Here is a 25,454-nt window from a genome sequence, read left to right on the forward strand (position 1 = left end):
TTACGGCAAGGCAAAAGTAATATAGGCATCTCCGCCGGGCTTGCCCAATTTACCCCCACCGCAGGCAATGGTAATGTATTGTTTGCCATTCACCTGGTAAACTGCAGGCGTTGCAAAGCCCGGTGCAGGCAGGTCGGCCTCCCACAACATCATGCCGTTTCCCTTATGAAATGCCCGGATTTTCCTGTCGCTCGAAGCCGCTATGATCACGAGTCCTCCCGCAGTTACTACCGGACCACCGTAATTCTCCGTACCGGAATGAATGCCCTTCGATTTTAACTCCGGATAGTCCCCTAGTGGTACTCTCCAACGGATCTCGCCGGTATTCAGATCAACCGCATTTAATGTGCCCCAGGGAGGATTGATCGCAGGATATCCTTCAGGAGTTTTGAATTTATGGTATCCGGTAGCGTTATATGGCAATTGATAAAATGCATCTTCAGCTTTCGGAGAAGGAACAAAAGGCAATTTGCCGGATTTTGCGTCCTGCCGGACAAATGAAATAATGGCACGTTTTTCCTCCATTGAAAGATGATTAAATGAAGGCATCATCCTTCTGCCGGTATTAAGCAGCCTGAGCATCGCCGCATCCGGATACTTTTTACCGGCATCCACCAATGAAGGATAATTGCCTGAGCCTTTCCTGTCGGGCCCATGACAATTCATACAGTTAGCCTTATACAAGGCATTTCCGGCCCCCATATAATCTTGCTTTCGCGACTGACCAGGATTATTGTCCACCATCGTCAGTATCCAGGGCACTTCATTTGCATTCACATAAAGGATTGCTGTTTCCGGATCATATGCCGGCCCACCCCATTCTGCACCACCGTCAAAGCCAGGAAAGATCAGTGTTCCGGATCTTGACGGGGCCATAAACATGTTCCCTTTCTGCAAGGTATCATACTGCGCAGCTATTTTACGGAATGAACTGTCTGGAACCAGTCGATTCAGGTCTGCAGCTGTTATCACCTGGCGCGTAAACGGTTTGGGAAAAGACGGTATCGGTTGAGTAGGCGATAATTGCTCTCCATCAAGTACCGGGCTGACGGGAACGGCTATTTCCGGAATAGGATAAACCGGCACACCGGTGGCACGATCGAAAAGGTAAATAAACCCTGTTTTGGACACCTGCGCCAATGCCTCCACTTGTTTGCCATCTTTGGTAATGTTCACGAGTACCGGTGCGCTTGGCAGATCCCTGTCCCACACATCATGGTGCATTGTCTGAAAATGCCATACCCGCTTTCCCGTCCCCGCATCCAGGGCCAGTACACAGTTAGCGTAAAGATTTTCTCCTTTCCGCTTTCCCCCGTAAAAATCATATACTGCAGATCCCGTGGGTGCAAAAACAATTCCTTTTTCTTCATCCAGGCTGAAACCCGCCCAGCAGTTGGCTCCGCCTACATAACGGTAGGCAGTTGAATCCTGCCAGGTTTCAAATCCAGCTTCGCCGGGTTGCGGTATCGTGTGAAATATCCATTGTTGTTTGCCGGAATGTACGTCGTAAGCCCGGATATGACCCGGCGCTGCCACAGATTCTTCCGCTACGCGCATCCCCACAATGATCAGGTCTTTATATATTATACCCGGCGTGGTTCCCGCTACATAAAGATCGTCAGCTTTCCTGCCGAGGCCCTGATGAAGGTCAATCCGGCCATGATCACCAAAATCTCTGAACGGCTCGCCGGTAAACCCGTTTATGCAATATAATTTACCGTTGGCGGAATAAAAAAGCCTGCGTTCTCCCTTGCCTTTATATACAGCCAGCCCGCGGGAAGCATTGATGGCAAAGCTCCCTTCCGGCCGATACTCACCAACTGAATCAGCAACGGGATCATATACCCATAACTGTTTCCCTGTTGCTGCATGAAGGGCAAATAATTTCAGTTTTGGACTGATCCCGTATAACACGGTATCGATTACCACCGGGTTCACCTGGATCTGCGTATTGGAATCGGCATCATTCGAATGATAGGTCCATGCAATGGTAAGCTGCTGCACATTTGTGGTATCAATCTGCCGAAGGTTCACATACCGGTTATTCGATTTGTTGGCCCCATAAATTTCCCACCCTGAATCAGCATTTGAGGGATGTTGATTACATGCAGTAAATATGAGGCTGGCAATAAAGACCCGGGAAGTGCCGGTTAACAGGCGAATCAGATGCATCTTTAAAATAAAAGCTTTTTTTGTACATTACTGTATGCTGCTCAATAAAAGGATCTCCATCTCCTACTTCCTGCGGCTGATCTGGGTCGATGTGGCCATCATTTCGGCATATGCAATCCTTTCTTCTTTTATGGATCAGCGGGCATTTTTCAAACAGATCGTTATCCCCCTTTCCTTTCCCGGTATTGTTGGTACACTGGTGTCATTGCTGCTGGCTTTCCGTACTTCACAATCCTATGAGCGCTGGTGGGAAGCACGAATCGTTTGGGGAGCAATCGTAAACGACAGCAGAACGCTGATCCGGCAGTTGTTGCAGTTTTTACCAGATACGCCTGCGGCTCGAAAGGAAGTACAGGATTTTGCTGAAAGACAATCAATATGGTGTTTCGCCTTGGGAGAATCATTGCGGCAATCTGGAAGTTCCGTCAGGGTGCAACAATACCTGTCGCATCACCAGGTTGAAAGCATCAACGTACCCAACGCACTGTTGCTTGCTCACTCCACACAAATAGCCCACGTAAGTGAACAGTTCGGCATTAATCCCAACAAACAGGTGCAGCTTGACGCAACATTGGCCCGGCTTACAGAGGCGATGGGACAATGTGAAAGGATCAAGAATACCATATTTCCCAAATCCTACAGCCTGCTTATACACTTCCTTATCTATGTCTTCCTGACAATACTGCCGTTTGGCATAGAGAACGTTTCACTCGAAGTGGAGGTCATCCTGTCTATCCTGTTACCAACTTTGTTTATCACGATCGAAAGGACAGCGATTCTGATGCAGGATCCTTTTGAAAACCGTCCGACTGATACCCCTGTTACGAAACTGGCACAGACAATCGAAAACAACCTCCGTGAAATGACTGGGTTACCGCCAGTTGAACAAATACCCTATGAAGGAGCCTACTACGTAATGTAAACGCATCCTATGCCAGCGCTGCAAGAAAAGTTACAGGAATTCAATGAAACCGTGGAGCGCTGGATCAGTTTCACCGGCACCTGTTCCCGAGAAAGATTTTATTTCCAACCATCACAGGGTGGATGGTCGATTGCCCAGGTATACGCGCACCTTATCGCCGATACTATATGGATGTCACAACAAATGCAAACAGCATTGCTCCTTCCATACCATACTGCGGAAACGATGAAACCAGAAGCTATTCAAATGTTTCAGGCTAACAGCTTTCCGGATTTGCGAATAGAAAATCCATTCAATGATCCGATGATCACACCACCTGAGCATCAACAGGCAGCTGCTGATGCACTCGCGCATCTCCGGAGGGAAATAAACGATTTGTTTGACGCCCATGGTGAAGACATCATGCATGGAAAGTCAGCGCACCCGGGGTTGGGCTATTTCACCGCAGCTGAATGGCTTCAATTTGCAACCATGCACTTCAGGCATCACCAGCGCCAGAAACAGCGGATTGAAGAGGAGTTCTACCGTTAATACCGCAAATTCACCACGTAGATCTACTATTGCAACTGTATTTTCCGATATATACTTTTGATCTATCCAAATCCTATTGAATACGACTAATCTGTCAACTATTCAATATGATACGTACCCTAACCTTTTGGCTATTGGCCATAACACCCTGTGCAGTATTTGCACAAAATGCAGGTGATTACCGCTCTTCCGGAGCCGGCACAGTTCAGGTAAATTTAAACACTGCCGCCAACTGGCAGGTCTACAATGCAATTACACATCAGTGGGATCCGGCAACGTTGGCTCCCAACACAAGTGTTGCGGGTTTCGCAGTTACTTCAAAAATCACCATCAGCGCTGATGACATCTGGATTAACAACAGCAATGTCGTCATGCCGTACAGCCTCATCGGTATTAACTTTACTTTCGAAGGAACGCTAGGCATTTTTTCAGGAAATATCGACTTTTCCAATTCATCTCTCGACCGCCAGACCTTCCGGCAAACCGGTACGGTCAATTATGGATCTGCATTCGCCGGGTCCACCTTTCAAAGCCTGTACCTCACCGCCACCTCTGGCACGTTTACACCCACTTTCGCGGGGAACCTTTCGGTGGAAAGTGACCTGGTTTTAACCAATACGAGACTCCAGGCACCAAACGCAGGCCAGCAGATCAGCGTTGCGAGGAATATTGATCTGAACAACAACAGCTTTATCGAGGTTACCGGCAACAATGGCCTGCTTTCGATCACAGGCACATTTAATAATGCGGGGTCCAACGGTTATATTCAACTGGGGCGGTCAGCACATGTGCAGAAAGATGCTACCCGTAATACCAATGTGCTGTTTCCAATTGGAACTTCGGCCGGCTATCTGCCAATTACTGTCGGATTGGGCAACAACAATAAAACATTATCTGTGGGTGTATTCACTCAACCGACAAGCAATGGCTCAGCTAGCGGTACACCATTCCCCAACTTAAGTTATATGGTGAATGCGATGTGGAACCTGAATGTCAGCGGCACCACCAATAATGCCAATGGATCATCTATATTACTCGAATGGCCCGCTTCACTGGAAGGTGGCGGATTTAAAACCCTGGCTAACAACAAACTGGGCATTTCTCTGAATACTGCTCCGGGCACATCAACAACCTGGTCAACCGCCAATGCAAATCAATCTAACAACTCGGCCAATTCCGCTAATCGTAATGGTATATCTTTTGCCAGCGGAACGACCACAGCCTTTGGTGTAACCATGCGACTCATCGCCATGCCGGTTAAAACCAGGGACCTCACTGCAAAGTGGCTTGGTGAAAATGCACAACTGGCGTGGACAGGAGTGGCTACTACGAACCAGGGATACTTTGAAGTGGAAAGGGCAACAGCTATCGAAGGGCCTTACACGAAAGCAGGAACTTTGTCTGTTTCACAAGTAGGGGAAGCCAGATACATTTTCAGTGACAAGACCTCAACCGCAACGACCTGGTATTACCGCATCCGTACGGTAGACGAGAATGGCAAAGTTGACTATACTTCAGCAGTCAGGCTGACCGCCCTCCAAAACCAGTTCCGCATGGAGTCTGTTTACCCGCAACCGGCCGGTGATCAGTGCCAGGTGCAGTGGTTCAGCCCAATAGCGGGAACGGTAAATATGCAACTGGTTAACGCATCAGGTGTGACAATTAAAAAGGCGACCCTGAATGCTACAAAAGGAACACAAAGAAAACAGCTGGATCTCACAAACTGTGCAAAAGGCATCTACTACCTGACCCTTACTCAGGAAAACCAGACAGCTCAATCCATGCTTATAAAACTTTAGGGGATCAATTACAGTAGCCTGCCGCGAAAGTTTTCTTTCCGGCGGGCTTTTTTATTTCAGCCTACTGGTACAGGTTGTGGCCTTTTTCTTTTCAATACCAACGCTGAGATCGACCATCCACGCAACGGTAAAAACCTCCTGGGCATGATCAAGAATCAGAAACCGGTATTCCAGCCATTGCAATAGGAAGACCAATACAGCGAAAGCTGTACCATACACAAAAACAAGGCGTTTTCCGTGAAGCATCCGGTCAAAGATAACTCAACCACCATTGGTGTTTATGACTCAGCTTATACCGGTCATACACCCTGCAAAGCGGATAAAGCGCCGCCACTATGATCAGCCAGACAGCATAAACAACCGGTAGTCCCGCCCCATAACCTTTAAGGGTTGTGCCGTCCGTGACCCAGCTTCCCGTTATAACCATATTTTGCCAGCCGAATCCTGTAACTCCCGCGAAATACATACCCAACGCATGAAAGATGTATATATGCAGGATATAATACAGAAAAGGAACGCGGCCGTAGGTAGACACAACATTGGCGGCAGCTGATTTCACCTGTTCTGTAAATGCCAGGATCAGCAACATAGGCGAGAGCGTCATCAGCAGATATAGCAGAGAAGGCGGATATTTGGTTGTGTTAAGAAAAGACAACAGGGTAAAACCTTCTCTCGTCTGCGGTGACCAGGGGGAAGGGTCACCATAAATATTTGACCAGCGCAGGAACACAAAGGTGGCAATGCCGGTTACGCCCATGATCAGCAACAGTCTTTTCCGCTTTTGTGCCTCCATTCCGGGCAGGTATAATTGTCCGAAACAATACCCGAGGAGCATCACTCCCAGCCAGGGCATCACAGGATAGGCAGCCAGAAAGGTGGCCCCGCCCCAATGAAAGATGCGGAAAGCATGCAAAACGGCCCATCCAAAACCTGCAGGGGTATTCCCTTCCACAGCTATGCCGTCCAGCAGGTTATGGCCGAATACCAACGCTAAGCCCAACAGCAGCATAAACCGCCTGGGAAGCCAGATCAGGCCGGCCATCAATACCATACACCAGCCCAGCGCCCAGATCACCTGAAGGGCAAATGTTCTGAACAGCGGATCGAAAAACCAGCCGAACGCCACTACTGTCAATTCCATCACTACAAGCCAGAGCCCCCTGGTCAACAGGAACCGCGACAGATCGGTTTTTGACTTTTTTTGCCCGGACAAAAAAGCCGAGGTTCCGGCCAGGAATACAAAAACCGGGGCACAGAAATGGGTGATCCACCGCGTAAAAAAGATAGACGGAGTGGTGTGCGCGAGGTCAGCAGGATTGTGCAGGAACGAATAGCCATGAAAATAATCCCTGGCATGGTCCAGTGCCATGATGATCATGGCCAGTCCCCTGACGAAATCAATTGAACGGATGCGTGACAAGGTGTTGGTTTTTTGGGAAAATAAATTTCGGAAGAATTATGGATATATAACACTGGAAACGAGCCGAATAGGCAAAGTCCGCAAGATCCGGACTTTTGCCCGGGAAATTGTTTTTCCGGAATTCGTAAGTATCGCTTCAGGTGGCCCCAATACCTTTGTGCCCGCAAAAACAGTTACTTATGAGATTGAATGGAATGCTGGCACTGGTTTCCGGAGCTTTATTGACACTTTCGTCCTGTTCTTCCGACGACGGCCCCGTAACACCGGATTATACCGTACCTGCTACTTATGACTTCGCCCAGGTGAATAACACTGATGCCGTTGCCCGTGTAAGCATGTGGGCCGGCTTTACCAGCTGGTTGGGTAAAGGAGCCTCCCGCGAGCTCAACAGCGATACTGCCAACTACCTCTGGAACAATACCAATACCGCATTTACCGCAGAAATTGCCGGGAACCTGCCCTATAAATATGACGCCCTGAACACCATGACCATCAGTCTGGCCACCGAAGTGGCTGACGCGACACAGTTTAAGGCATATGCAGATTCCATGGTAAATCTCAGTGAATTCTACGCAACCCCTGCTGCCCCGGGAATAGCCGGAAAGATCGGCAACCGGCTGGTGAACCACTCAGGCCTTGAATTTAACCAGGCAGTGGCAAAGGGACTGATGGGTGCACTGGTACTTAAGAATGTTTACCAGTTGCTGGACAAGGTTCCTACAGACGACAACACCCTTACCTCAGGCGCTCCCAGCGAAATGCAGCAGGACTGGGACCTGGCTTTTGGATACATCGGCGTACCGAAAAATTATGACACGGCTTTCAATTACAGTACAGCCCCCGTACCTGCCGACCGTCCGCTGGCGATCGGTGGCTATTTCGGAGAGCGCGGAAAATACATTCAGGCTGGAGGCAGGGTATTCGAAGCCTTCCGCACGGGTCGTGCCGCAATCGGTGCAAAAGATTACAGCACCCGTGATCAGGCGATCAGCACGATTAAGGAATATACTGAAAAGACACTGGCGGCAGCTGCCTATTATTATCTGACAGCATCACAAACCCAGAGCGACCTTGCTGCAAAATTCCATTCACTTTCCGAGGGCTACGGTTTTGTCCTTGCCCTCAAATACCGCGCAGCCGGCAGCAAACTCACCGCTACTCAGTATACCAGGCTCAAAGAAATCCTGGAAACTCCATTTTATGACCTGGCCGCAGACGCAAACAATACCGATCTGAAAGAAGCTGCTCAAATTTTCACCACCGCTTATGGACAGCTGCAACCTTAAGGTCAAATATTACGTAATTAACTTCCAGACAATCCCCGGCAACCGCCAGGGATTGTCTGTCATTTTATAATCTACCTGATTATGGCGAAATTATTCTTCCCTTCTACGCTCTTCCGCGCTGTAATTCCTGTAACAGCTGCCCTCTTGTTGCTGAATGCCTGTGGCAAAAGCGACGACGGAACGGATAACAACGGCAACTCGACAGATGAATTCAAAAAGGAAATGCTGGTCAATTATGCTGACAACATTATCCAGCCAGGGTATGTGCAGCTGAAAACATCCCTCGCAGATCTGAAAACCAAAGTGGCTGTTCTGCTCAGCGCACCATCGGCTTCAACCCAGGCTAACGTAAAACCTTCGTTCCAGGCTGCCTACCAGGCCTTTGAAGCGGTATCCCTCCCCTATTTCGGGCCCGCCGCTGCTCAGATGCTGAACAACACATTGAATACTTTTCCTCCGGGAATAAGCAAAATCGAAAGTGGTATCGCCAGCGGCAATTATGATCTCACCCTGCCGATAACATCAGATAGCCTGCAGGGATTCCCGGCACTGGACTACCTGATCTTTGGCGAAGGCGCAGTAGACAAACTGGCCGACCCGGTATCAGGACAAAACAGAAAGCAATATATCAACGACGTTCTGGAAAGAATGCAGTTGCTCACAGATAATACGATCAACCAATGGGCCGCCGGATACCGCAATACTTTCATCAATTCCCTGAAAACAGATGTCGGCAGCTCTATCGGATTCCTGATCAATCAGCTGGCATTTGAAATGGATGCCCTGAAAGGTCCCCGCATCGGCTGGCCATTTGGCAAGCAATCGAATGGTATCGTATTCGCCGACAAAGCGGAAGGATACTATTCCGCCATCTCCAAAGAACTCGCGGTTGCCAATCTGAATGCCGTAAAGCAGTACTATACCGGTGGCAGTGCAAAAGGCATCGACGACTATCTCGACCTTTTGGGTAAAACCACCCTGAATGACGATGTTCTTGCCCAGTTTACAGTTGCCATCAATGCACTCCAGGCTATTCCGGCCCCACTGTCTGCAGCTTTTACCGGAAGCCCGGCAACAGTGGAAGCTGCCTATAAGGAGATCCAGAAACTCCTGACACTGCTGAAAACTGATGTTGCTTCTGCCACCGGCGTGCAGATCAACTATATGGACAATGACGGGGACTAAACGATATGACCTTTTCCGGCCGGTGCCCATTGCTCCGCTGGTCGTTTTCCGCATCAGTTTCGGGCTGTTGATGTTCTTCAGCCTACTTCGCTTCTGGTGGCGGGGATGGGTAACTGCCGTTTATGTACAACCGAAATTTCACTTTTCCTATTTCGGCTGGGAATGGGTTCAGGCACCGGGAAATACTGCCATACATGTGCTGTTCGGATGCATCACGCTCGCCGCACTGTTCATTGCGTTCGGATTCCTGTACCGGATCGCCATCGTCGTGTTCTTCCTCGGATTCACCTATATCGAACTGATTGATGTTACGACCTATCTCAACCACTATTATTTTATCAGCCTTGTAGCCTTTATCCTGATCTGGCTGCCGGCTAACCGCGACTGGTCAATGGATGTCAGTATCCGCCCGCAACTCCGTTGCGCCGAAGTGCCTGCCTGGACCATTGGCATCCTGCGCTTCCAGATGGCAATCGTATACATCTTTGCAGGCCTGGCCAAGTTAAATGCGGACTGGCTGCTGCAAGCCGAACCGATGCGCACCTGGCTTCCTGCAAAGAGCCATCTTCCCATCGTTGGCCCGTTGATGTACAAAGCCTGGGTAGCTTATGTTTTCAGCTGGTTTGGTGCCATCTATGACCTGTTCATTGTGTTTTTTCTGCTCAATGACCGGACGCGTAAAATCGCATACCTGTTCGTGCTGGCCTTTCATATCGCCACAGCCATCTTCTTTCCCGGTATTGGCATGTTCCCCTATGTGATGATTGTGAGCAGCCTGATCTTTTTCCCGTCAGCATTTCATGAAAAACTATTGTCGCGACTGGGATGGAAACCAGCCCCCAGCCTCGGCTATAACACCTACAATTATACTAGACCCAAACGATGGGTAGTAGCGCTTTTAGTGTATGCTGCTTTCCAGGTTTTGTTTCCGCTCCGCTTCCTCATGTATCCTGATAAGCTGTTCTGGAATGAAGAGGGTTATCGCTTTTCCTGGAGGGTGATGCTGATGGAAAAAGCGGGCACCGCCTACTTCACCGTGAAGGACGGCACAACCGGTGCAGCTTTCGTGGTCGACAACAAGGCCTTTCTCACACCGCTGCAGGAAAAGATGATGAGTACACAACCTGACATGATCCTGCAGTATGCCCATCACCTCGCCGCAGTTTACAAACAAAAAGGTATTCAGCAACCCAGGGTGTTCGGTGAGGTTTACGTCGCACTGAATGGCCGCCGCTCAGCCCTGTTCATAGACCCCGCCGTTGATCTCGCAGCGCAGCAACGACAATGGACACATTACAACTGGATACTTCCTTGCCCGAAAACAAAAGAATGATCATGCATCCCAGAATATATTTCATACCGCTCCTGATTTTGCTCTCTTTGGCCAGCCATGCCCAGTCCTTATCGGTCAGCGGAACGGTACAGGCTTCGGGTGAAGCAATTACCGGAGCAACCATTTCAATTGAACCAGCCGGCAGAAAAACCATCAGTAACGACAATGGCTATTTCCACTTCTCACGACTGTCCGCCGGAACCTATACATTGACTGTCAGCTTCACGGGAATGACTGGCTGGACCCAGACCATCGTGCTGGCACAAAAAAATGCGGTACTGAAAATAACACTTGAACAACGCGACACCGCGGTGCTGGAAGAAGTGGTGGTGAAGGACCTGAAGAGTACAACAGTTTCCGGAAAACTGCGCGATGTCAGCGGCACTGCAATTTATGCCGGTAAGAAGACCGAAGTAATCAACCTGCGGAACATCAACGCCAACCTGGCCACCAACAATACCCGCCAGATCTATGCAAGGATCCCTGGATTGAATATCTGGGAATATGATCGCGGAGGACTTCAGCTGGGAATCGGCGGACGTGGTCTGAGCCCCAACCGTTCCTCCAATTTCAATATCCGGCAGGATGGCTATGATATCAGCGCTGATGCACTTGGTTATCCGGAAAGTTATTATACCCCGTCAACCGAAGCACTTGAAAAGATCGAAATCATACGCGGCGCTGCAAGCCTGCAGTATGGCCCTCAATTCGGAGGCCTCGTGAATTTTGTGATGAAAGAAGGCCCGAAAGAGAAGCCTTTTGAACTGACAACGCGCCAGACGTTTGGCTCTTATGGTTTCTTCAACAGTTTTAATAGTTTAGGCGGAACGGTAGCAGCCGGCAAACTGAACTACTATGCTTTCTACCAATACAAGAAAGGCGATGACTGGCGCCCCAACAGTCATTACGATCAGCACAATGCGTATGTACATCTCGGCTATAAACTGACCAGGCGCCTGACCCTTTCAGGTGAATATACTTTCATGAAATACCTGGCACAACAGCCGGGCGGTCTTACGGATGCGCAATTCAGGGAAGACCCTTCGGTATCAGTCAGGGCAAGGAACTGGTTCCAGGTCGACTGGAACCTCATTAACCTGAACCTCGACTATGCAATCAGCGACAACACCCGCATTAACTGGAGAAATTATACGCTGCAGGGTGGCAGGGATGCTCTGGGTGTGCTCAGCTATATCAACCGCCCGGACAATGGTGGCAAGCGCGACCTGATGACGGACAAGTACAGCAATTTTGGATCTGAACTTAGGTTCATCCATCAGTACAGGATGTTCGGTGACAATAAAAACACCTTTCTGTTCGGCGCAAGGTTGTACCGTGGCCTTACCAACCGGAAGCAGGGAGATGGTAACGATGGCAGCGGGCCCGACTTTTCCTTTGACGGTGGGCAACCCAACAAATCCTCGTATGAATTTCCGGGGAACAACTTCGCAGCGTTTGCTGAAAACATTTTCCGGATCAGCAAAAAGCTGAGCATTACTCCGGGCATCCGGTTTGAACACATCAACACTAAAGGTGAGGGGTATTATTACAAAGACAACCTGTTTATTGACGACGAGAAGATGAATGAGAAGATGGAAAACCCGCGCTCTTTTGTGTTACTGGGTGTGGGTGCATCCTATAAGGCCAGTAAGAGTACCGAGTTCTATGCGAATATTTCACAGAATTACCGTTCGATCAACTTCAATGACATCCGGGTAGTCAATACAAACAGCAAGGTCGATCCCAACCTGAAAGATGAGTCCGGCTACAATATTGAACTCGGTTTTCGTGGCAATATCGGTAACTGGCTGTACACTGACGTGAGCCTTTTTTACCTCCGGTATAATGATCGTATCGGATCCATTTTTGTGCGCGACACCAGTTTCATGACCTATCGGTTACGTACCAATGTTGCCGACAGCCGCAACCTTGGCCTTGAGTTTCTGCTGGAAGGAGATCTCATGAAGGCTTTCCAGGGAAATGCAGCCCGCTATAAACTGGTTGCCTATACCAATCTTTCACTTATTGACGCCCGCTATATTCACACAGAGAATACTGCCATCAAAAACAAACTGGTGGAGAATGTCCCCCCTGTATTATTCCGCACTGGCGTTACAGCCGGCAACAGCAAATGGAACCTGACTTACCAGTTCTCTTACCAGGCCAAACAATACAGTGATGCCACGAACACGGAAGAAACGCCAACTGCTGTGGATGGCGCCATTCCCTCCTTTACAGTAATGGATCTCAGCCTGAGTTATAACTGGCGGTGGTTCACCGTTTATTCCGGCATTAACAACCTGACTGACAACAAATATTTTACCCGCAGGGCAGATGGCTATCCGGGCCCCGGAATACTTCCGGCTGATCGCAGGAATCTTTACGTAACCCTGCAGTTCAAGTTGTAAGCATCAGCTCAGGTCAGCATTTCCTGCCAGGTACTTCAGCGTATATTGGAAGGCATTGATCCGCCAGCCCTGGGGCAATTGCTGCAACCCGATCTGATAAGTACCCACAAACTCCCTGACCTGTCCGTTGATTGCGGCCTTTTTGAAATGTGTAGCGGTTGCATAGGCAAATACCTGTGCCTTGTCGCCATCAATGGTCACCAGGTAATTGCCTGCTAGATGGTTCACGGCATCAATGCCTTTGAACCCGTTTTCCCAGGTATCGCAGATAGTTTGCGCTGACAAGATTTCACGGGCACCCCCCAGCGAAGACATGTCGAAATCCACTTTATCAGTGAGTACATCTTCGCGAAGCCGTTGCCATTGCTGCTGGTCGGTAAAAACAAAAAGCTTATTGACCGTTTCCACGATCAGGTCACGGGTAGAAAAATCCTGCATATTATCGTTAATTGAATTAATCTCTTAAATCATTGGCAACGATGGTCCAGTCGTGTTGTCCGAATCCTTTCCCGATCCACTCGTCCATTACAGTTGCGATGGTAGGAAGGATGGAAAGATGGGTACCCCCTTTTTCGGCGGCTTCCAGGAACAAATTCGTATCCTTTCTTGCCATATCCAGCTCCCATGAAGGTTTTGACAGATCGCCGGAAGTCATCCGCTTCAGCCTGCCTTCCACCTGGGCACCCGGATTCCAGGTCTGGAACAGCCCCAGGATATCATCAACGGTAAGCCCCTGTGCTTTTGCCACTGCGTAGGTATCTCTCAAGGTGAACGCGAAGCAAACGAGGAAGCTGTTGCCCATCAGTTTCATTGCAGCCGCCTTTCCCGTTTCTGCACCCAGTTGAATAAGTTTTCCGGTCATAACCGAAAGTTCCGGTGTCAGCTGATCCACCACAGAAGGTTCTCCGGAAACCAGCATATAGCCGCTCGCATCAAGTGCATTCGATGGCCCCATAAATACCGGTGCATGCTGGTAGGTATAGCCTTTGGATTTCCAGTATGCCGTACGTTGTACTGCCCCGTCTTTGGAAGTCGTGGTATGATCAATGATGATCGCTCCAGGTGAAAATCCTGCGCTCGCCTGTTCCAGTACCGCATCAACAGATGCATCATCTTTCAACGTCACATGAATACGATTGGCTCCTTTCACTGCGTCCCTCACATCGGAAAATGCTTTGGCGCCATCGCTTTCCAGCGCTGCTGCTTTTGAGGCGGTCCGGTTCCACACCTGCATCGTATCTCCACGCCGAAGCATGGCCTTTACAAAATTCGAACCCAGTAGCCCCATTCCCAGGAATGCTTTTATTGACATGGTAAATGCTTTTTTGTTAAGAAGTACTACAATTTTCCGGCTCAATGGTTTTCACCCCATGCGGTAATCATCAGATTTCTTGCTCCCCCGTGATTACGATGCTCACAAAGATAAATGCCCTGCCACGTACCCAATGCCAGGCGGCCATTCCGGACGGGGATCATTACCGAAGTTCCCAGTAATGAAGCCTTCAGGTGCGCAGGCATGTCATCTGAACCTTCCTCATCATGCTTGTAGTCGGGATCATTTTCGTTCACCGTCTTGTTGAAAAAAACTTCAAAATCGTGTCGCACGGTCGGATCAGCATTTTCATTGATCGTCAGCGAAGCCGATGTGTGCTGGATGAACACCTGGCAAAAGCCTACCCTGATCTCTGCCAGTTGTGGCATGGCACGAAGCACCGCCTGCGTGATCAGGTGAAAACCACGACGCTGTTCTGGAAGTACCAGGTGTTGCTGAAAAAATTTCATGTTGATTTGTTGTCGGGAAGCAATGCTTCGTAAAGAATTTCGACAGGATGCCGGGCTATTCTTCCAGTTCCATCTTTGATCTGGTGCCGGCACGATGTACCGGAGGCCGCAATCATTGTTGTCGTTTCCAGTTTGCGTACAGTGGGAAATAACACAAGCTCCCCTATTTGCTGAGATATCTCAAAATGTTCTGCCTCATATCCGAATGAACCTGCCATGCCGCAGCAACCGGAGGGGATTACCTGTACCTGGTAGTGCTCCGGTATCGACAACATACTGACGATTGCATGCTGAGAAGACAATGCCTTCTGATAACAATGTCCGTGTAAGGCTATTGAGGCAGCCGCAAGGGTAAAACTTGCACTTTTTATCCGTTGCTGCTCAAATTCGGCTGACAAAAATTCTTCTATGGTGTAAGTATGGGCAGCCAGTTGTACGGCTTGCTGCCGCATCTCCCCCGCAGAAAGGTCAATGTATTCATCCCTGATCGTCAGGATAGCGGAGGGTTCGATACCGACCAGTGGCATTTCTTCCTTCACCAATCCTGCAAGCAACTGAATATTTGATGCTGCTATCGTTTTGGCTTCCTTCACCATTCCCTTCGACAAAAATGATCTGCCGCTTTCCAGATGATCGGGTATCGTAACGGTATACCCTAATGCCTCCAGCAGCTTAACGGTAGTGATGCCGATAGTCACATCATAGTAGTTGGTGAACTCATCACAAAACAGCAATATGGTTTTACCACCGGCATTGCTCACGGACTTTCGTTCAGCCATCCAGGCTTTCAGCGTTATCCCCTGTAACAAGGGCATCGTTCGGTCAGGATGGAATCCTACTATCCGGTTGAGCACGCTGCGGATCGCAGGTGTCCCGAATGCCAGGTTGTAGAGGCCTGGAAATACGCTCGCCAGCTTCATCTGTCGTGCAAAGTTCCCGATCATTTTGCTGCGTACCGGGATACCATACCGGTCGTAATACTGCTGGAGGAACTCTGCTTTCATTTTGGCAACGTCCACTCCTGACGGACATTCAGTTTTGCAACCTTTGCAGCTCAGGCAAAGATCCAGCACTTCCTTTACTTCCTTAAAAGACAGGCCTTCCTGCTCTTCACCACTGAGTACCTGCCGCAATACATTTGCCCGCGCACGGGTAGTGTCTCTTTCCAGGCGCGTGGCCATATAACTTGGACACATCGTCCCTCCGGTCATTTCCGATTTTCGGCAATCCCCCGACCCGGAGCATTTCTCAGCGAGACGAAGCATTCCGCCCTCTCCGGAAAAATCAAAATAGGTTGACAGTGGTTTTTGTTGCGGATGGCCTGCATCTTCTTCCGCCATACGGAATGATGTATCCATTGGTGGTGCCGCCGTGATCTTCCCCCTGTTAAAAATCCCTTCCGGATCAAACAGGTGCTTTACCTGCAGAAACAACGCGTTGGTTTCCTCCCCTACTACTTCGCGGATGAATTCCCCCCTGAGCCGGCCATCTCCATGTTCACCGGACAAAGAGCCCTGGTATTTCTTAACCAGTTGGGCTGTTTCAGAAAGTATCTTACGGAATAGCACTCTCCCTTCACGGGTTTTCAAATTGATCATGGGTTCCACATGCAACTCACCGGCACCCGCATGCGCATAATAGGAAGCTTCAACCCCAAGTCGTTCAAACAAATTTTCAAGATCAGCAATATAGAACGGCAATTCATCTGGCGCTACAGCACAGTCTTCAATCAGGTTCACCGGCTGCGTGTCGCCGGGCTGATTACGCAGCAATCCCAACCCCGCCTTGCGAACATCCCAGGCATATTTTGTGTCTTGATTATACAATACCGGGCTGGCATAACCGAGGCCGGCCGCCTTGAGATCAGTCATAAAAGTATCTACACGTGCATCAACCGACTCACGGGTCGCCTCCATGAACTCAACCATTAGCAGTGCCGCCGGATCGCCTTCCATGAAAAAGCAGTTCTTTCGATATTCGGGATGTTGCCGTGTGAAGTTCATAATATAACGATCCACCAGTTCGGAGGCCATTGGCCGATGTTTCAACGCAACGATATTCGCGTGAAGGGATTCCTGCAGGGAAGTACAGTGAACGCATACGAGTGCCGTTTCAACAGGCGGAAGATCGATAAGCCGCAGCCTGGCCTCCGTGATCATCATCAGGGTGCCTTCTGATCCGGCGATCAGTTTGCTCAGGTTAAACGGTTCGCCACCGGCGTTGTAGGGATACAAGTCGAGAAGGCTGTCCAGCGCATAGCCGGTATTCCTCCGGGTTATTGACTTTTTCGGAAAATTATCACGTATGAGTTGCTGGTGTTGATTGTTCGCGAGCAACTTACCGATGCCTTCTGTTATACGCTGTACCAGGCTGCCAGCGTCAGCAGATCCTCCACCTGTTTCATTGAAAACAACTTCGGAACCATCGCTCAGCAATCCGCGAACTTCAATAAGGTTGTTGCGCACGTCGCCCCAAACGATGCTGTGCAGTCCGCAGGAGTTGTTGCCAATCATGCCGCCGATCATGGCCCTGTTCGCAGTTGACGTTTCCGGACCAAACATCAGTCCGTGTGGCAGCAGCCATTTGTTGAGATCGTCCCGGATGACGCCGGGTTGAACTCGTACCCATTTTTCCGCAACATTGATCTCCAGAACCCTGTTGAAATATTTCGACATATCCACCACGATGCCGCTGCCCACTACCTGCCCGGCGAGGGATGTACCTGCCGCCCTGGGGATCAGTGTTGTCTGCTCATTCCTTGCAAAACCGATCAGCATTTTAAGGTCGGAGACCGTTTCGGGCAGCGCAACCGCAAGCGGACGCTCCTGGTAAACTGAGGCATCGGTAGAATAAGCCAACAGCTGTACGGTGTGTTCGGTTGAAGAATTAAAATAAAGCGCTCCCTGAAGTGCCGTCGAGAGCTTTTTCAATGCCTCCTGCATAATAAACAAATCTAACCAACTCCCTCCGGAATCGACGGAAAAGCAATATTTTACCATTATCATGTTCAGTCCTTCTCCCAGACGGCCGGCACTGATTCTGGCAATTATCTGCCTGCTGCTCTCACAGCAGAATGTGGCCCAGGCTTTACCTGATACCATAAGGGACACCCAGGGCAACACCTACCTGACCCGGATATACAGCAGTAACCTGTGCTGGATGACTGTAAATCTGGCCACCAATATTCCCGGATCATATGGTTATGAAACATCGGATAAGATCAGCGATTCCTTTGGCCGCCTTTATACCTGGAAAAGCGCATTGGAAGGTTGCCGGTTACTGGGAAACGGCTGGCATTTGCCGACAAATGAAGAATGGCAACAATTGGCGCAGCCCTATGGGGGTGTGCGCGACGTAGCTGCAGATGGTGGAAAAGCTGCCTACGAAGCCCTGATAGATAGTGGAGCAGCGGCCTTCAATGCGGTTTATGGTGGCCGTTATGATCCACATGACAGCACCTATCACCGGGTAGACGCTCATGGTTTTTATTGGACCGCTACTGCTACGGATCCGGCGCAGGCATGGTTTTATAATCTCGGCAGGAATGGAAGGATTGTAAACCGGCATCCTGATGGGCAAAAAACGGAGGCGCTTGCGGTGCGGTGTGTGAAAAGAATTGACAGAAATCACTGATTCAATTCCTCCTGGTCAATTGCCGCTTTAATGGCCATCGTCATAACATCATCCGGCGCGACATGAAAATTTTCGAGATCCTGCGTTGTCCAGTGACCATCAGTGGTTTTCAGGAACTGGTATCGTTTAATGCCTTCAGCGGCACCACTGACATTTACGATATATCCTATCCGCTTTTCATTGAAAGCAGGTTTCTTTTTCCAGAAAGCCAGTGAGAACGATTTCCGGCGAATGGTTCCAAATCGCACATCTCCATACATATTGCCAGGAAGATCAATGATAAAATGTCCCATAACAATATTTTATACCCGTAAGTTACGCCGATTATTTCAGCTTCGGCCGTGCGTTACAGGGAGTGAGCCCATTATTGACCGGATGAGCCCATTATTTAGCGAAATGAGCCCATTCATGTAGCCAAGTGACTTATTATACTTATTCGCATACGCAATACAGGAACGGGCTTCAGAGCACAGTTTCGATTTTAACATCGTCTTGCACTTTCCGGTTTGCCGTCCATTTACCGTTATTTTGCCGTTTTTCGCATACTCTTCCGATACCCGTCGTATAGACTTCCCAGGGTAAGCTGCCTTAGATTACGATAAAAAGGGGTTCTGGAGCGTGTACAATGGGAAAGGGCCAAGCAATGAACATGGCAGTTGCTTAAAAACAAGAAAGAGGTAAATAATTTACCTCTTTCCTTTGTCGGGAAGACAGGATTCGAACCTGCGACCCCCTGGTCCCAAACCAGGTGCGCTACCGGCCTGCGCTACTTCCCGGACCTGGAACGATTTTCCGTTCAAAGCGGTGGCAAAGGTAAGGGATCATAGATTATCCCCCAACACTAACTTTCATTTGGGAAAAATTAATCGTAATAAGGTGGTTCACAAAGCAGTAACCGCGCCATTCCCTGCAATATGAAATCCAATTCCGTTGATGGAAAAACGACTGGCCCATATTCACCGGCCGTCCTGTCTTCCGCATAATCCCCCAGTTTTACCCGGATCTCCTGCTGTCCGAAAACCTGGAAGAAATATGGGGATTCCGACCAGATATGATAAATCTCCCCCGGCAAAACATCATGGCCGAAGCGGATCGTTTCGTGATCCAGTTTTAGTGTATTGTAATGCATGGGCTATTCAACTCTTCGGATATGAATATACTGCAATCCTTTCACCGTCCGGCGACCTGTCCTCCGGTCGGCCGCACAAATTGCCAAAATCCTGTCGGGTATTTCTGCCAGTTTCTTTCCATCTTTTTCAGTGACAATATAAACCTGTTCCCCCACAACGGTATTGAAAAGCTCGTTCCAGGAATAGACCACTTTGTAGCCATCTGAGGCCTCCAGCACCAGGTAAAACTCACTCAGCTGTTTAGGGCCCGGTGTGCTGAACACCGATTTTTCCAGCACAGTCTTAAGGAGAATGCCCTTAAGCCCCTTATAGGTGCTCCTGGGTTCGCCCAGGTGGTTGGTAATGATGACATCAGGTATTGCGACAGCCGGGGAGGACAGGAAACTGTCCAGGGTAAGTAAACGAGACTGCCCGACAGCACCATCGATCTGCAGTTTGTCAGTGGGGGTTATCTTTTCCTGGGCAACTACTGCAAAACTGAAGAAAAGAAAAATTGTAAGGAAGTGCAGGCGCGTCATACCAGTCGTGTTTGACCGGCAATGTAAGAGAAAATCGGTCTGATTATTAATCCGTCACCATCACAAATAAAGCGCCATGCCGACCAGCGGATGATCTGCCAGTCCTGCGGAGATATTTTCCTGCTCCTGCTGCGCTTCTTTTGCAAAGGGACATTCCCGCGTTTTCTTCTCCTCGGTGAAACCGGGAAAAAAGAACAGCAACGCACCTGACAGTAAGAGTTTAAACAACATATATTTTAATTCTGACAGTTCGAGATCATTTGCTCCAAAACTTCGCGCAAAACCTGAACATCCTGCAGGTTGATTCCCTGTAACGCCTGCCGGCGGTTAGCCTCCACCAGAGGCTGCACACCCTCTATCAGGGTTTCAGCGTCTGCTGTAACCGTGAGCGCGAATCGCCGCCGGTCTTCAGGATGGGGTTTTCTTTTCAATAATTTCTTCTTTACCAACAAGTCAATCATCCGGGTAATCGATGCATAATCCTTAAACACTTTATCCGCAATCTGCTGTTGCGTCGCCTCCGGATCCTCCTGCAGGGTTTTCAGCAATAACCACTGATCAATGGTAATATCAAAACCCGCTTTCGTGATATTGCGCTGCGCAAACTGACGGTAGGATTTGATCGATTTTTCCAGTGAATAAAACAGGATATCTCCCAGCTTTTCTGCCGTCATGTGTGCTACTTTGATACAAAGATAATTGATATATCAATTAAATCAATCGGGGTAACCGGTGAATTTAGGTCAACTTTTCTTGTACCTGGTAGCCCAACTACTAACCAAACTAAACTCCCAAACTGCTAAACTTATTTCAGCGCTTCATGCAAAATTTCCAGCGGGTGCCGTGCATGCCTGCCTGTTCCATCCTTCACCTGGTGGCGGCAACTGGTACCGGGTGCAGCAATAACTACCTCTGGCCCGGCTGCCCTCACGGCCGGAAACAACACCAGCTCGCCCACTTTCTGGCTAAGCTCGAAATGTTCCTTTTCATAACCGAATGAGCCTGCCATTCCACAACAACCTGAAGGAATGGTCTTCACTTTGAAGCCCTCCGGATACGAAAGCATTTTGACGGTATGTGTCAGCGATGACAGCGCTTTCTGCTGGCAATGGCCATGCAGTAATATGGATTTATCCGCACTACGGAAAACATCTTTCGGAATATTACCTTTTTCCATTTCCGCAGCCAGGAATTCATCAATAAGGAATACATGCCTTGCCATCTCCTTCGCTTTTTCAAAGAGCCCGTCTTCAGCAAGATCAATGTATTCATCTCTGAATGTCAGGATGGCACTGGGCTCAATGCCTATCAGCGGCGTGTTCGCATTGACCAGTGGCGCGAGTAACCGAAGATTTTCATTTACGATCTTCTTTGCAGCACGCAGCAATCCCTTCGACAACCAGGTACGGCCGCTTTCGAGGTGATCCGGAATGATCACCTGGTACCCTAGTTTCTCCAGCAGTTCCACTGCCTTTATGCCGATCCCCGTATCATTGAAATTCGTGAACTCATCACAAAAAAGGTAAACCGTCCTGGCAGGTTGTTTCTGGTCAGCACTGGCGGTTCCTCCACCTGCCATTTTGCGCTGATGTTTTTTATACCATTGCTTTAACGTAGTATGGTGCAACAGCGGCATAGAACGCGCCGTCGCAAATCCGGAAAGCCGCTTGATCAGATTTCCGGTAAGGGGATTGGCTACAAAAAAGTTATACAGCCCCGGCGCGATGGCACCCAGTTTGGCCGACCGGGTGAAATTCGCGATGAGCCTTGAACGAAAAGGAACACCATTGGCGTCATAATACTGCTGCAGGAATTCAGCTTTAAGCTTGGCCACATCCACATTGCTCGGGCATTCGCTCTTGCAGCCCTTGCAACTCAGGCAAAGATCCATTACTTCATAGATCTCCTGGTGATCGAAACGATTCACTTTATCGGAACGGGTCAGGAATTCCCGCAGGATATTCGCACGGGCTCTCGTCGTATCCTTTTCATTCCGGGTAGCCATGAAGGATGGACACATCGTACCGCCGGACAATGCTGTTTTCCGGCAGTCACCCGATCCGTTGCATTGTTCCGCATGCTGCAGCACATCCTGGTCATGATATCGGAAAACAGTATTGAATACAGGCGTCTTTTGTCCCGGTGCATACCGCAACATCTCATTCATGGATGGCGTATCGACGATCTTGTGCGGATTGAAAATATTTCCCGGATCCCACACCGTCTTGACTTCCTTCAACAGCCTGTAATTTTTTTCACCGATCATGTAGGGAATGAACTCACCCCGCAGCCTGCCGTCACCGTGTTCGCCACTTAATGATCCGTCGTATTTTTTTACCAGGATGGCAATTTCTTCAGCGATTACACGGAATAATCTATTTCCTTCTTCCGTTTTCAGGTTGATGATCGGGCGAAGGTGAATCTCTCCCGAACCAGCATGCGCGTAATGGACGGAATACAACCCGTGCTTTTCCAGGATCTGGTTGAATTCCCGGATATAGGCAGGAAGATCCAGCACATCCACAGCGGTGTCTTCAATCACCGGAACAGCCTTGGCATCACCGGGGAGGTTGGACAACAATCCAAGCCCGGCCTTGCGCAACGTCCAGATCTTTTTGGAGTCGTCTCCAAACAATAGCGGGAAATGATATCCGAGGCCTTCTGCGCGAAGCGCCTCTTCCAGTTGCTTTGCCTTGTCCTGGATCTCCGGACGGGAATTGCGGAGGAATTCCACCACCAGGATGGCACCGGGATCACCCTGCACAAAAAAGCGGTTCTTCCGCTGCTCAATATTGTCTTTGGTGCACTCGAGGATATAATGATCGATCAGTTCGCTGGCGCTGGGTGCAAACTGCATAGCAATGATATTGGCCCGCAAGGCTTCATCCACCGAGTTGAAATGCACGCAAAGCAATCCGGATTCTGAAGGCGGCAATGGCACCGTATTCAGTTTGATCTCGGTGATGAACGCCAGGGTGCCTTCTGAACCGGCAATCAGTTTACAGAAATCGAAATCCGGACCGCCGGCCTGAAATGGCGCCATTTCGGCAAGGATATCAACTGCATACCCGGTATTCCTTCTTTCAACCGAAGCTTTAGGAAACTGGCGCCGGATCTCTTCCTGGTTGTCGGTATTGCTCAACAGGCGCCGGGTAGTGCGGTAGATCTCCGCTTCCAGCGAGTCGCCTTCACATTTTTCGTGGAAGGTTTCGAGGTCCATTGCCCTGAATACCGCGTCGGATCCATCACTGAGGATGGCCTTTACTTCCAGTACATGTTCCCGGGTGCTGCGATACACCACAGAATTCGATCCGCAGGAATTGTTGCCCACCATGCCACCGATCATAGCGCGGTTGGCAGTGGAGGTTTCCGGACCGAAAAAGAGTCCGTGTGGTTTCAGGAACATATTCAGCTCATCCCGAATCACACCGGGTTCAACACGCACCCAGTGTTCGTCGCTGTTAAGTTCCAGAATCCGGTTGCAATATTTGGAAACGTCCACCACAATACCACTGCCCACCACCTGACCGGCAAGCGATGTACCAGCGGTACGGGGAATGAGTGATGTTTTCTCGCGATGGGCAAATTGAATCAATAACCTGATGTCGCCGGGGGTTTTCGGGAGGGCTACGGCCAGGGGCATTTCGCGGTAGGCCGATGCATCCGTGGCATACAGGATGCGCATTTTCTGATCATAATAAAGTTCTCCTTCCAGTCTGCCAGCCAATTCCTGCAGTTTGCTTGTCATATGGTCAAAATTATACCGTTTTACACAAATGCCTATCTTGAGTGCATGCGATCGAACAGAAAAGTGGTCTGGATAGTAACTGCCATTGCCGGGATAATAGTTTTAGGATGGTGGCTGTTTCAACAAACCGGCCAGGGGGAGAATCAGCTCTCCGCTAATGCTGGCCATGCTGCCCACAGTCAGGGAAAATCTGCTGCAGTGCGTTATTGCCAGAGTTGCCACCTGTTACCGGAACCTGAACTGCTGGACAAAAAGACCTGGACCACTTTCCTGCCGGAAATGGGACTCTACCTGGGTATCCATTCTGCCGGAGTAGCGGCGATAGAAGCGGCGGACAAGGATTTCTACCCGGAACATCCCGTTGTGACGGAGCAGGAGTGGCAGGAAATCCTGTCCTACTATACCACTTCCGCACCTTCCGCACTCCCGGAACTGCCCCACCCTTTGCCGGAAGCCGTCACCGGTTTCAACCTGTTGCCTCCGCCGGATTTTCTTTTCCGGCCTAATGTGATGGCCTCCCTGGTGAAAATCGACAATACTGTTTCGCCGGCCCGGTTATTTGTATTTGATGCTTTTTCCAATCAGCTTTTCCTGTTCGGGCAGGAAGGCCTGCTTGATTCGCTGAAAGTCAATGGTATCGTGGTAGACCTCCAGGGTGCCGGCAACCACTGGTATGCCTGTTCCATCGGCGATTACCTGCAAATGGGCCCGGATAAGGACAAAAAAGGCAGCATCATTCCCATCAGCCTTTCTCCAAAAGGTAAACTCCAGCAGCACGCACCCCTTATTAAAGACCTGGCAAGGCCGGTCAGGATAGTTGTCACAGCTGCCAATAAGGACGGGCAGCCGGATTTCCTCGTTTGCGAATTCGGAAAACTGACCGGTTCACTGACACTACTGGAAAGCAATGAAAAGTCCTGGCGCAAAAAAGCCATCCGGCCGCTGCCGGGTGCCGTTACTGCCTTTTTTGAAAAGAATCCCGCTACCGGCCGTGAGGATATCTGGGCACTGTTTGCGCAGGGTGATGAATGCATCATTCATTTTGAGAACAGGGGTGATGGCACCTATGATGAACATAAGGTACTCCGCTTCCCTCCATCTTATGGTTCAAGTTCCTTCAGCCTGACTGATCTTGATGGCGACGGCAATAAAGATATCCTGTATACCTGTGGTGATAATGGCGATGCTACCAGGATTTATAAACCTTATCACGGCATTTATGTGTTTCGCCAGGAAGCTCCCGACCGGTTTGCAGAAAAATTCTTTTATCCCCTGAATGGCGCATACAAAGCTATAGCGGGCGATTTCCGGCAAAAAGGACGCACCGACATTGCCGCTGTGGGTTATTTTACCGATCCGTCACATCCGGCCGACTGGTTCGTCTACCTCAATCACCTCGGCAACCTTGGTTATTCCGCCAACGCAGCGCCGGATGGTTTCAATCTCGAAGCAGCATTGACGATGGACAGCGGCGACTTTAACGGTGATGGACAACCGGATCTCCTGATCGGCAATGCTTTCCTGAAAAATGATCCCCGACAATCCGCACCCTTGTTTGGACTGATGGAATCAATAGCCAGGTAGTAT

At 49.5% G+C, this 25,454-nt stretch carries 22 protein-coding genes and 1 tRNA gene; 9 read left to right on the plus strand and 14 right to left on the minus strand.

Annotated elements, in window-relative coordinates:
* A complete protein-coding gene (locus tag FPE01S_RS19920; RefSeq protein WP_046370855.1) occupies positions 1 to 2,172 on the minus strand; it encodes an outer membrane protein assembly factor BamB family protein in 2,172 nt (723 codons plus the stop codon).
* A 34-nt stretch (positions 2,173 to 2,206) separates the two neighbouring features.
* Here FPE01S_RS19920 and FPE01S_RS19925 point away from each other — a divergent pair, with 34 nt between their 5' ends.
* From FPE01S_RS19925 to FPE01S_RS19935, 3 genes are all read left to right on the plus strand, one after another.
* Positions 2,207 to 3,094, plus strand: coding sequence for a bestrophin family protein (locus tag FPE01S_RS19925; RefSeq protein WP_046370856.1), 888 nt, complete (start codon positions 2,207 to 2,209; stop codon positions 3,092 to 3,094).
* A gap of 9 nt (positions 3,095 to 3,103) precedes the next feature.
* On the plus strand, positions 3,104 to 3,625 hold the full coding sequence (locus FPE01S_RS25160; RefSeq protein ID WP_052956052.1) for a DinB family protein: 522 nt from the start codon (positions 3,104 to 3,106) through the stop codon (positions 3,623 to 3,625).
* A 107-nt stretch (positions 3,626 to 3,732) separates the two neighbouring features.
* Positions 3,733 to 5,424, plus strand: coding sequence for a T9SS type A sorting domain-containing protein (locus FPE01S_RS19935; RefSeq protein ID WP_083990356.1), 1,692 nt, complete (start codon positions 3,733 to 3,735; stop codon positions 5,422 to 5,424).
* Between the two features lie 51 nt (positions 5,425 to 5,475).
* Here the strand turns inward: FPE01S_RS19935 and FPE01S_RS19940 are convergent, their stop codons facing one another.
* Together FPE01S_RS19940 and FPE01S_RS19945 are read right to left on the minus strand one after the other, a co-directional pair.
* On the minus strand, positions 5,476 to 5,670 hold the full coding sequence (locus FPE01S_RS19940; RefSeq protein ID WP_046370858.1) for a hypothetical protein: 195 nt from the start codon (positions 5,668 to 5,670) through the stop codon (positions 5,476 to 5,478).
* 4 nt (positions 5,671 to 5,674) lie between these two features.
* Complete coding sequence (locus FPE01S_RS19945; RefSeq protein WP_046370859.1) at positions 5,675 to 6,844, minus strand: acetyltransferase domain-containing protein; 1,170 nt, start codon at positions 6,842 to 6,844, stop codon at positions 5,675 to 5,677.
* Positions 6,845 to 7,023: 179 nt separating this feature from the next.
* On the opposite strand from FPE01S_RS19945, the gene FPE01S_RS19950 reads away from it, so the two are divergent.
* The 4 genes from FPE01S_RS19950 to FPE01S_RS19965 all read left to right on the plus strand — a co-directional run bounded on the left by FPE01S_RS19950 (position 7,024) and on the right by FPE01S_RS19965 (position 13,056).
* A complete protein-coding gene (locus FPE01S_RS19950) occupies positions 7,024 to 8,130 on the plus strand; it encodes a DUF4856 domain-containing protein (RefSeq protein WP_046370860.1) in 1,107 nt (368 codons plus the stop codon).
* 81 nt (positions 8,131 to 8,211) lie between these two features.
* A complete protein-coding gene (locus FPE01S_RS19955) occupies positions 8,212 to 9,315 on the plus strand; it encodes an imelysin family protein (RefSeq protein ID WP_046370861.1) in 1,104 nt (367 codons plus the stop codon).
* Complete coding sequence (locus tag FPE01S_RS19960) at positions 9,302 to 10,648, plus strand: HTTM domain-containing protein (RefSeq protein WP_046370862.1); 1,347 nt, start codon at positions 9,302 to 9,304, stop codon at positions 10,646 to 10,648. The genes FPE01S_RS19955 and FPE01S_RS19960 overlap by 14 nt, the downstream gene beginning before the upstream one ends.
* Positions 10,649 to 10,650: 2 nt before the next feature.
* Positions 10,651 to 13,056: a TonB-dependent receptor gene (locus FPE01S_RS19965; RefSeq protein WP_157474111.1), complete on the plus strand. Its 2,406-nt coding sequence runs from the start codon at positions 10,651 to 10,653 to the stop codon at positions 13,054 to 13,056.
* A 3-nt stretch (positions 13,057 to 13,059) separates the two neighbouring features.
* Here FPE01S_RS19965 and FPE01S_RS19970 read toward each other — a convergent pair whose 3' ends face one another.
* The 4 genes from FPE01S_RS19970 to FPE01S_RS19985 are packed head-to-tail and all read right to left on the minus strand — an operon-like array spanning position 13,060 to position 17,780.
* A complete protein-coding gene (locus FPE01S_RS19970) occupies positions 13,060 to 13,494 on the minus strand; it encodes a nuclear transport factor 2 family protein (RefSeq protein WP_046370863.1) in 435 nt (144 codons plus the stop codon).
* Between the two features lie 16 nt (positions 13,495 to 13,510).
* Entirely contained in the window at positions 13,511 to 14,368 is an 858-nt protein-coding gene (locus FPE01S_RS19975) for an NAD(P)-dependent oxidoreductase (protein WP_072054032.1), read from the minus strand.
* Between the two features lie 41 nt (positions 14,369 to 14,409).
* Entirely contained in the window at positions 14,410 to 14,838 is a 429-nt protein-coding gene (locus tag FPE01S_RS19980; RefSeq protein ID WP_046370864.1) for a secondary thiamine-phosphate synthase enzyme YjbQ, read from the minus strand.
* Positions 14,835 to 17,780, minus strand: a complete 2,946-nt coding sequence (locus tag FPE01S_RS19985) for an FAD-binding and (Fe-S)-binding domain-containing protein (protein ID WP_046370865.1) — start codon at positions 17,778 to 17,780, stop codon at positions 14,835 to 14,837. The genes FPE01S_RS19980 and FPE01S_RS19985 overlap by 4 nt, the downstream gene beginning before the upstream one ends.
* 61 nt (positions 17,781 to 17,841) lie before the next feature.
* On the opposite strand from FPE01S_RS19985, the gene FPE01S_RS19990 reads away from it, so the two are divergent.
* The gene (locus FPE01S_RS19990; RefSeq protein WP_046370866.1) at positions 17,842 to 18,471 is read left to right on the plus strand and encodes an FISUMP domain-containing protein; all 630 of its coding nucleotides are present in this window, start codon (positions 17,842 to 17,844) and stop codon (positions 18,469 to 18,471) included.
* Here the strand turns inward: FPE01S_RS19990 and FPE01S_RS19995 are convergent.
* The 7 genes from FPE01S_RS19995 to FPE01S_RS20020 all read right to left on the minus strand — a co-directional run bounded on the left by FPE01S_RS19995 (position 18,465) and on the right by FPE01S_RS20020 (position 23,867).
* On the minus strand, positions 18,465 to 18,764 hold the full coding sequence (locus FPE01S_RS19995; protein WP_046370867.1) for a hypothetical protein: 300 nt from the start codon (positions 18,762 to 18,764) through the stop codon (positions 18,465 to 18,467). The genes FPE01S_RS19990 and FPE01S_RS19995 overlap by 7 nt on opposite strands.
* Positions 18,765 to 19,173: 409 nt before the next feature.
* Positions 19,174 to 19,247: transfer RNA gene (locus tag FPE01S_RS20000), tRNA-Pro, on the minus strand.
* Positions 19,248 to 19,333: 86 nt separating this feature from the next.
* Entirely contained in the window at positions 19,334 to 19,600 is a 267-nt protein-coding gene (locus FPE01S_RS20005; protein ID WP_046370868.1) for a hypothetical protein, read from the minus strand.
* A 3-nt stretch (positions 19,601 to 19,603) separates the two neighbouring features.
* A complete protein-coding gene (locus FPE01S_RS20010) occupies positions 19,604 to 20,119 on the minus strand; it encodes a hypothetical protein (RefSeq protein ID WP_046370869.1) in 516 nt (171 codons plus the stop codon).
* Positions 20,120 to 20,179: 60 nt separating this feature from the next.
* Positions 20,180 to 20,350: a hypothetical protein gene (locus FPE01S_RS25970; protein WP_157474112.1), complete on the minus strand. Its 171-nt coding sequence runs from the start codon at positions 20,348 to 20,350 to the stop codon at positions 20,180 to 20,182.
* A gap of 5 nt (positions 20,351 to 20,355) precedes the next feature.
* On the minus strand, positions 20,356 to 20,793 hold the full coding sequence (locus FPE01S_RS20015; RefSeq protein WP_046370870.1) for a MarR family winged helix-turn-helix transcriptional regulator: 438 nt from the start codon (positions 20,791 to 20,793) through the stop codon (positions 20,356 to 20,358).
* A 131-nt stretch (positions 20,794 to 20,924) separates the two neighbouring features.
* Positions 20,925 to 23,867: an FAD-binding and (Fe-S)-binding domain-containing protein gene (locus FPE01S_RS20020; protein ID WP_046370871.1), complete on the minus strand. Its 2,943-nt coding sequence runs from the start codon at positions 23,865 to 23,867 to the stop codon at positions 20,925 to 20,927.
* A gap of 45 nt (positions 23,868 to 23,912) precedes the next feature.
* Here FPE01S_RS20020 and FPE01S_RS20025 point away from each other — a divergent pair, with 45 nt between their 5' ends.
* Positions 23,913 to 25,451 (plus strand): FG-GAP repeat domain-containing protein, encoded by a 1,539-nt coding sequence (locus FPE01S_RS20025; protein ID WP_046370872.1) that lies wholly within the window; start codon positions 23,913 to 23,915, stop codon positions 25,449 to 25,451.
* The last annotated feature ends 3 nt before the right edge of the window (positions 25,452 to 25,454 follow it).

The sequence above is a fragment of the Flavihumibacter petaseus NBRC 106054 genome (genome assembly GCF_000974785.1).
In the GTDB taxonomy this organism is placed as follows: domain Bacteria; phylum Bacteroidota; class Bacteroidia; order Chitinophagales; family Chitinophagaceae; genus Flavihumibacter; species Flavihumibacter petaseus.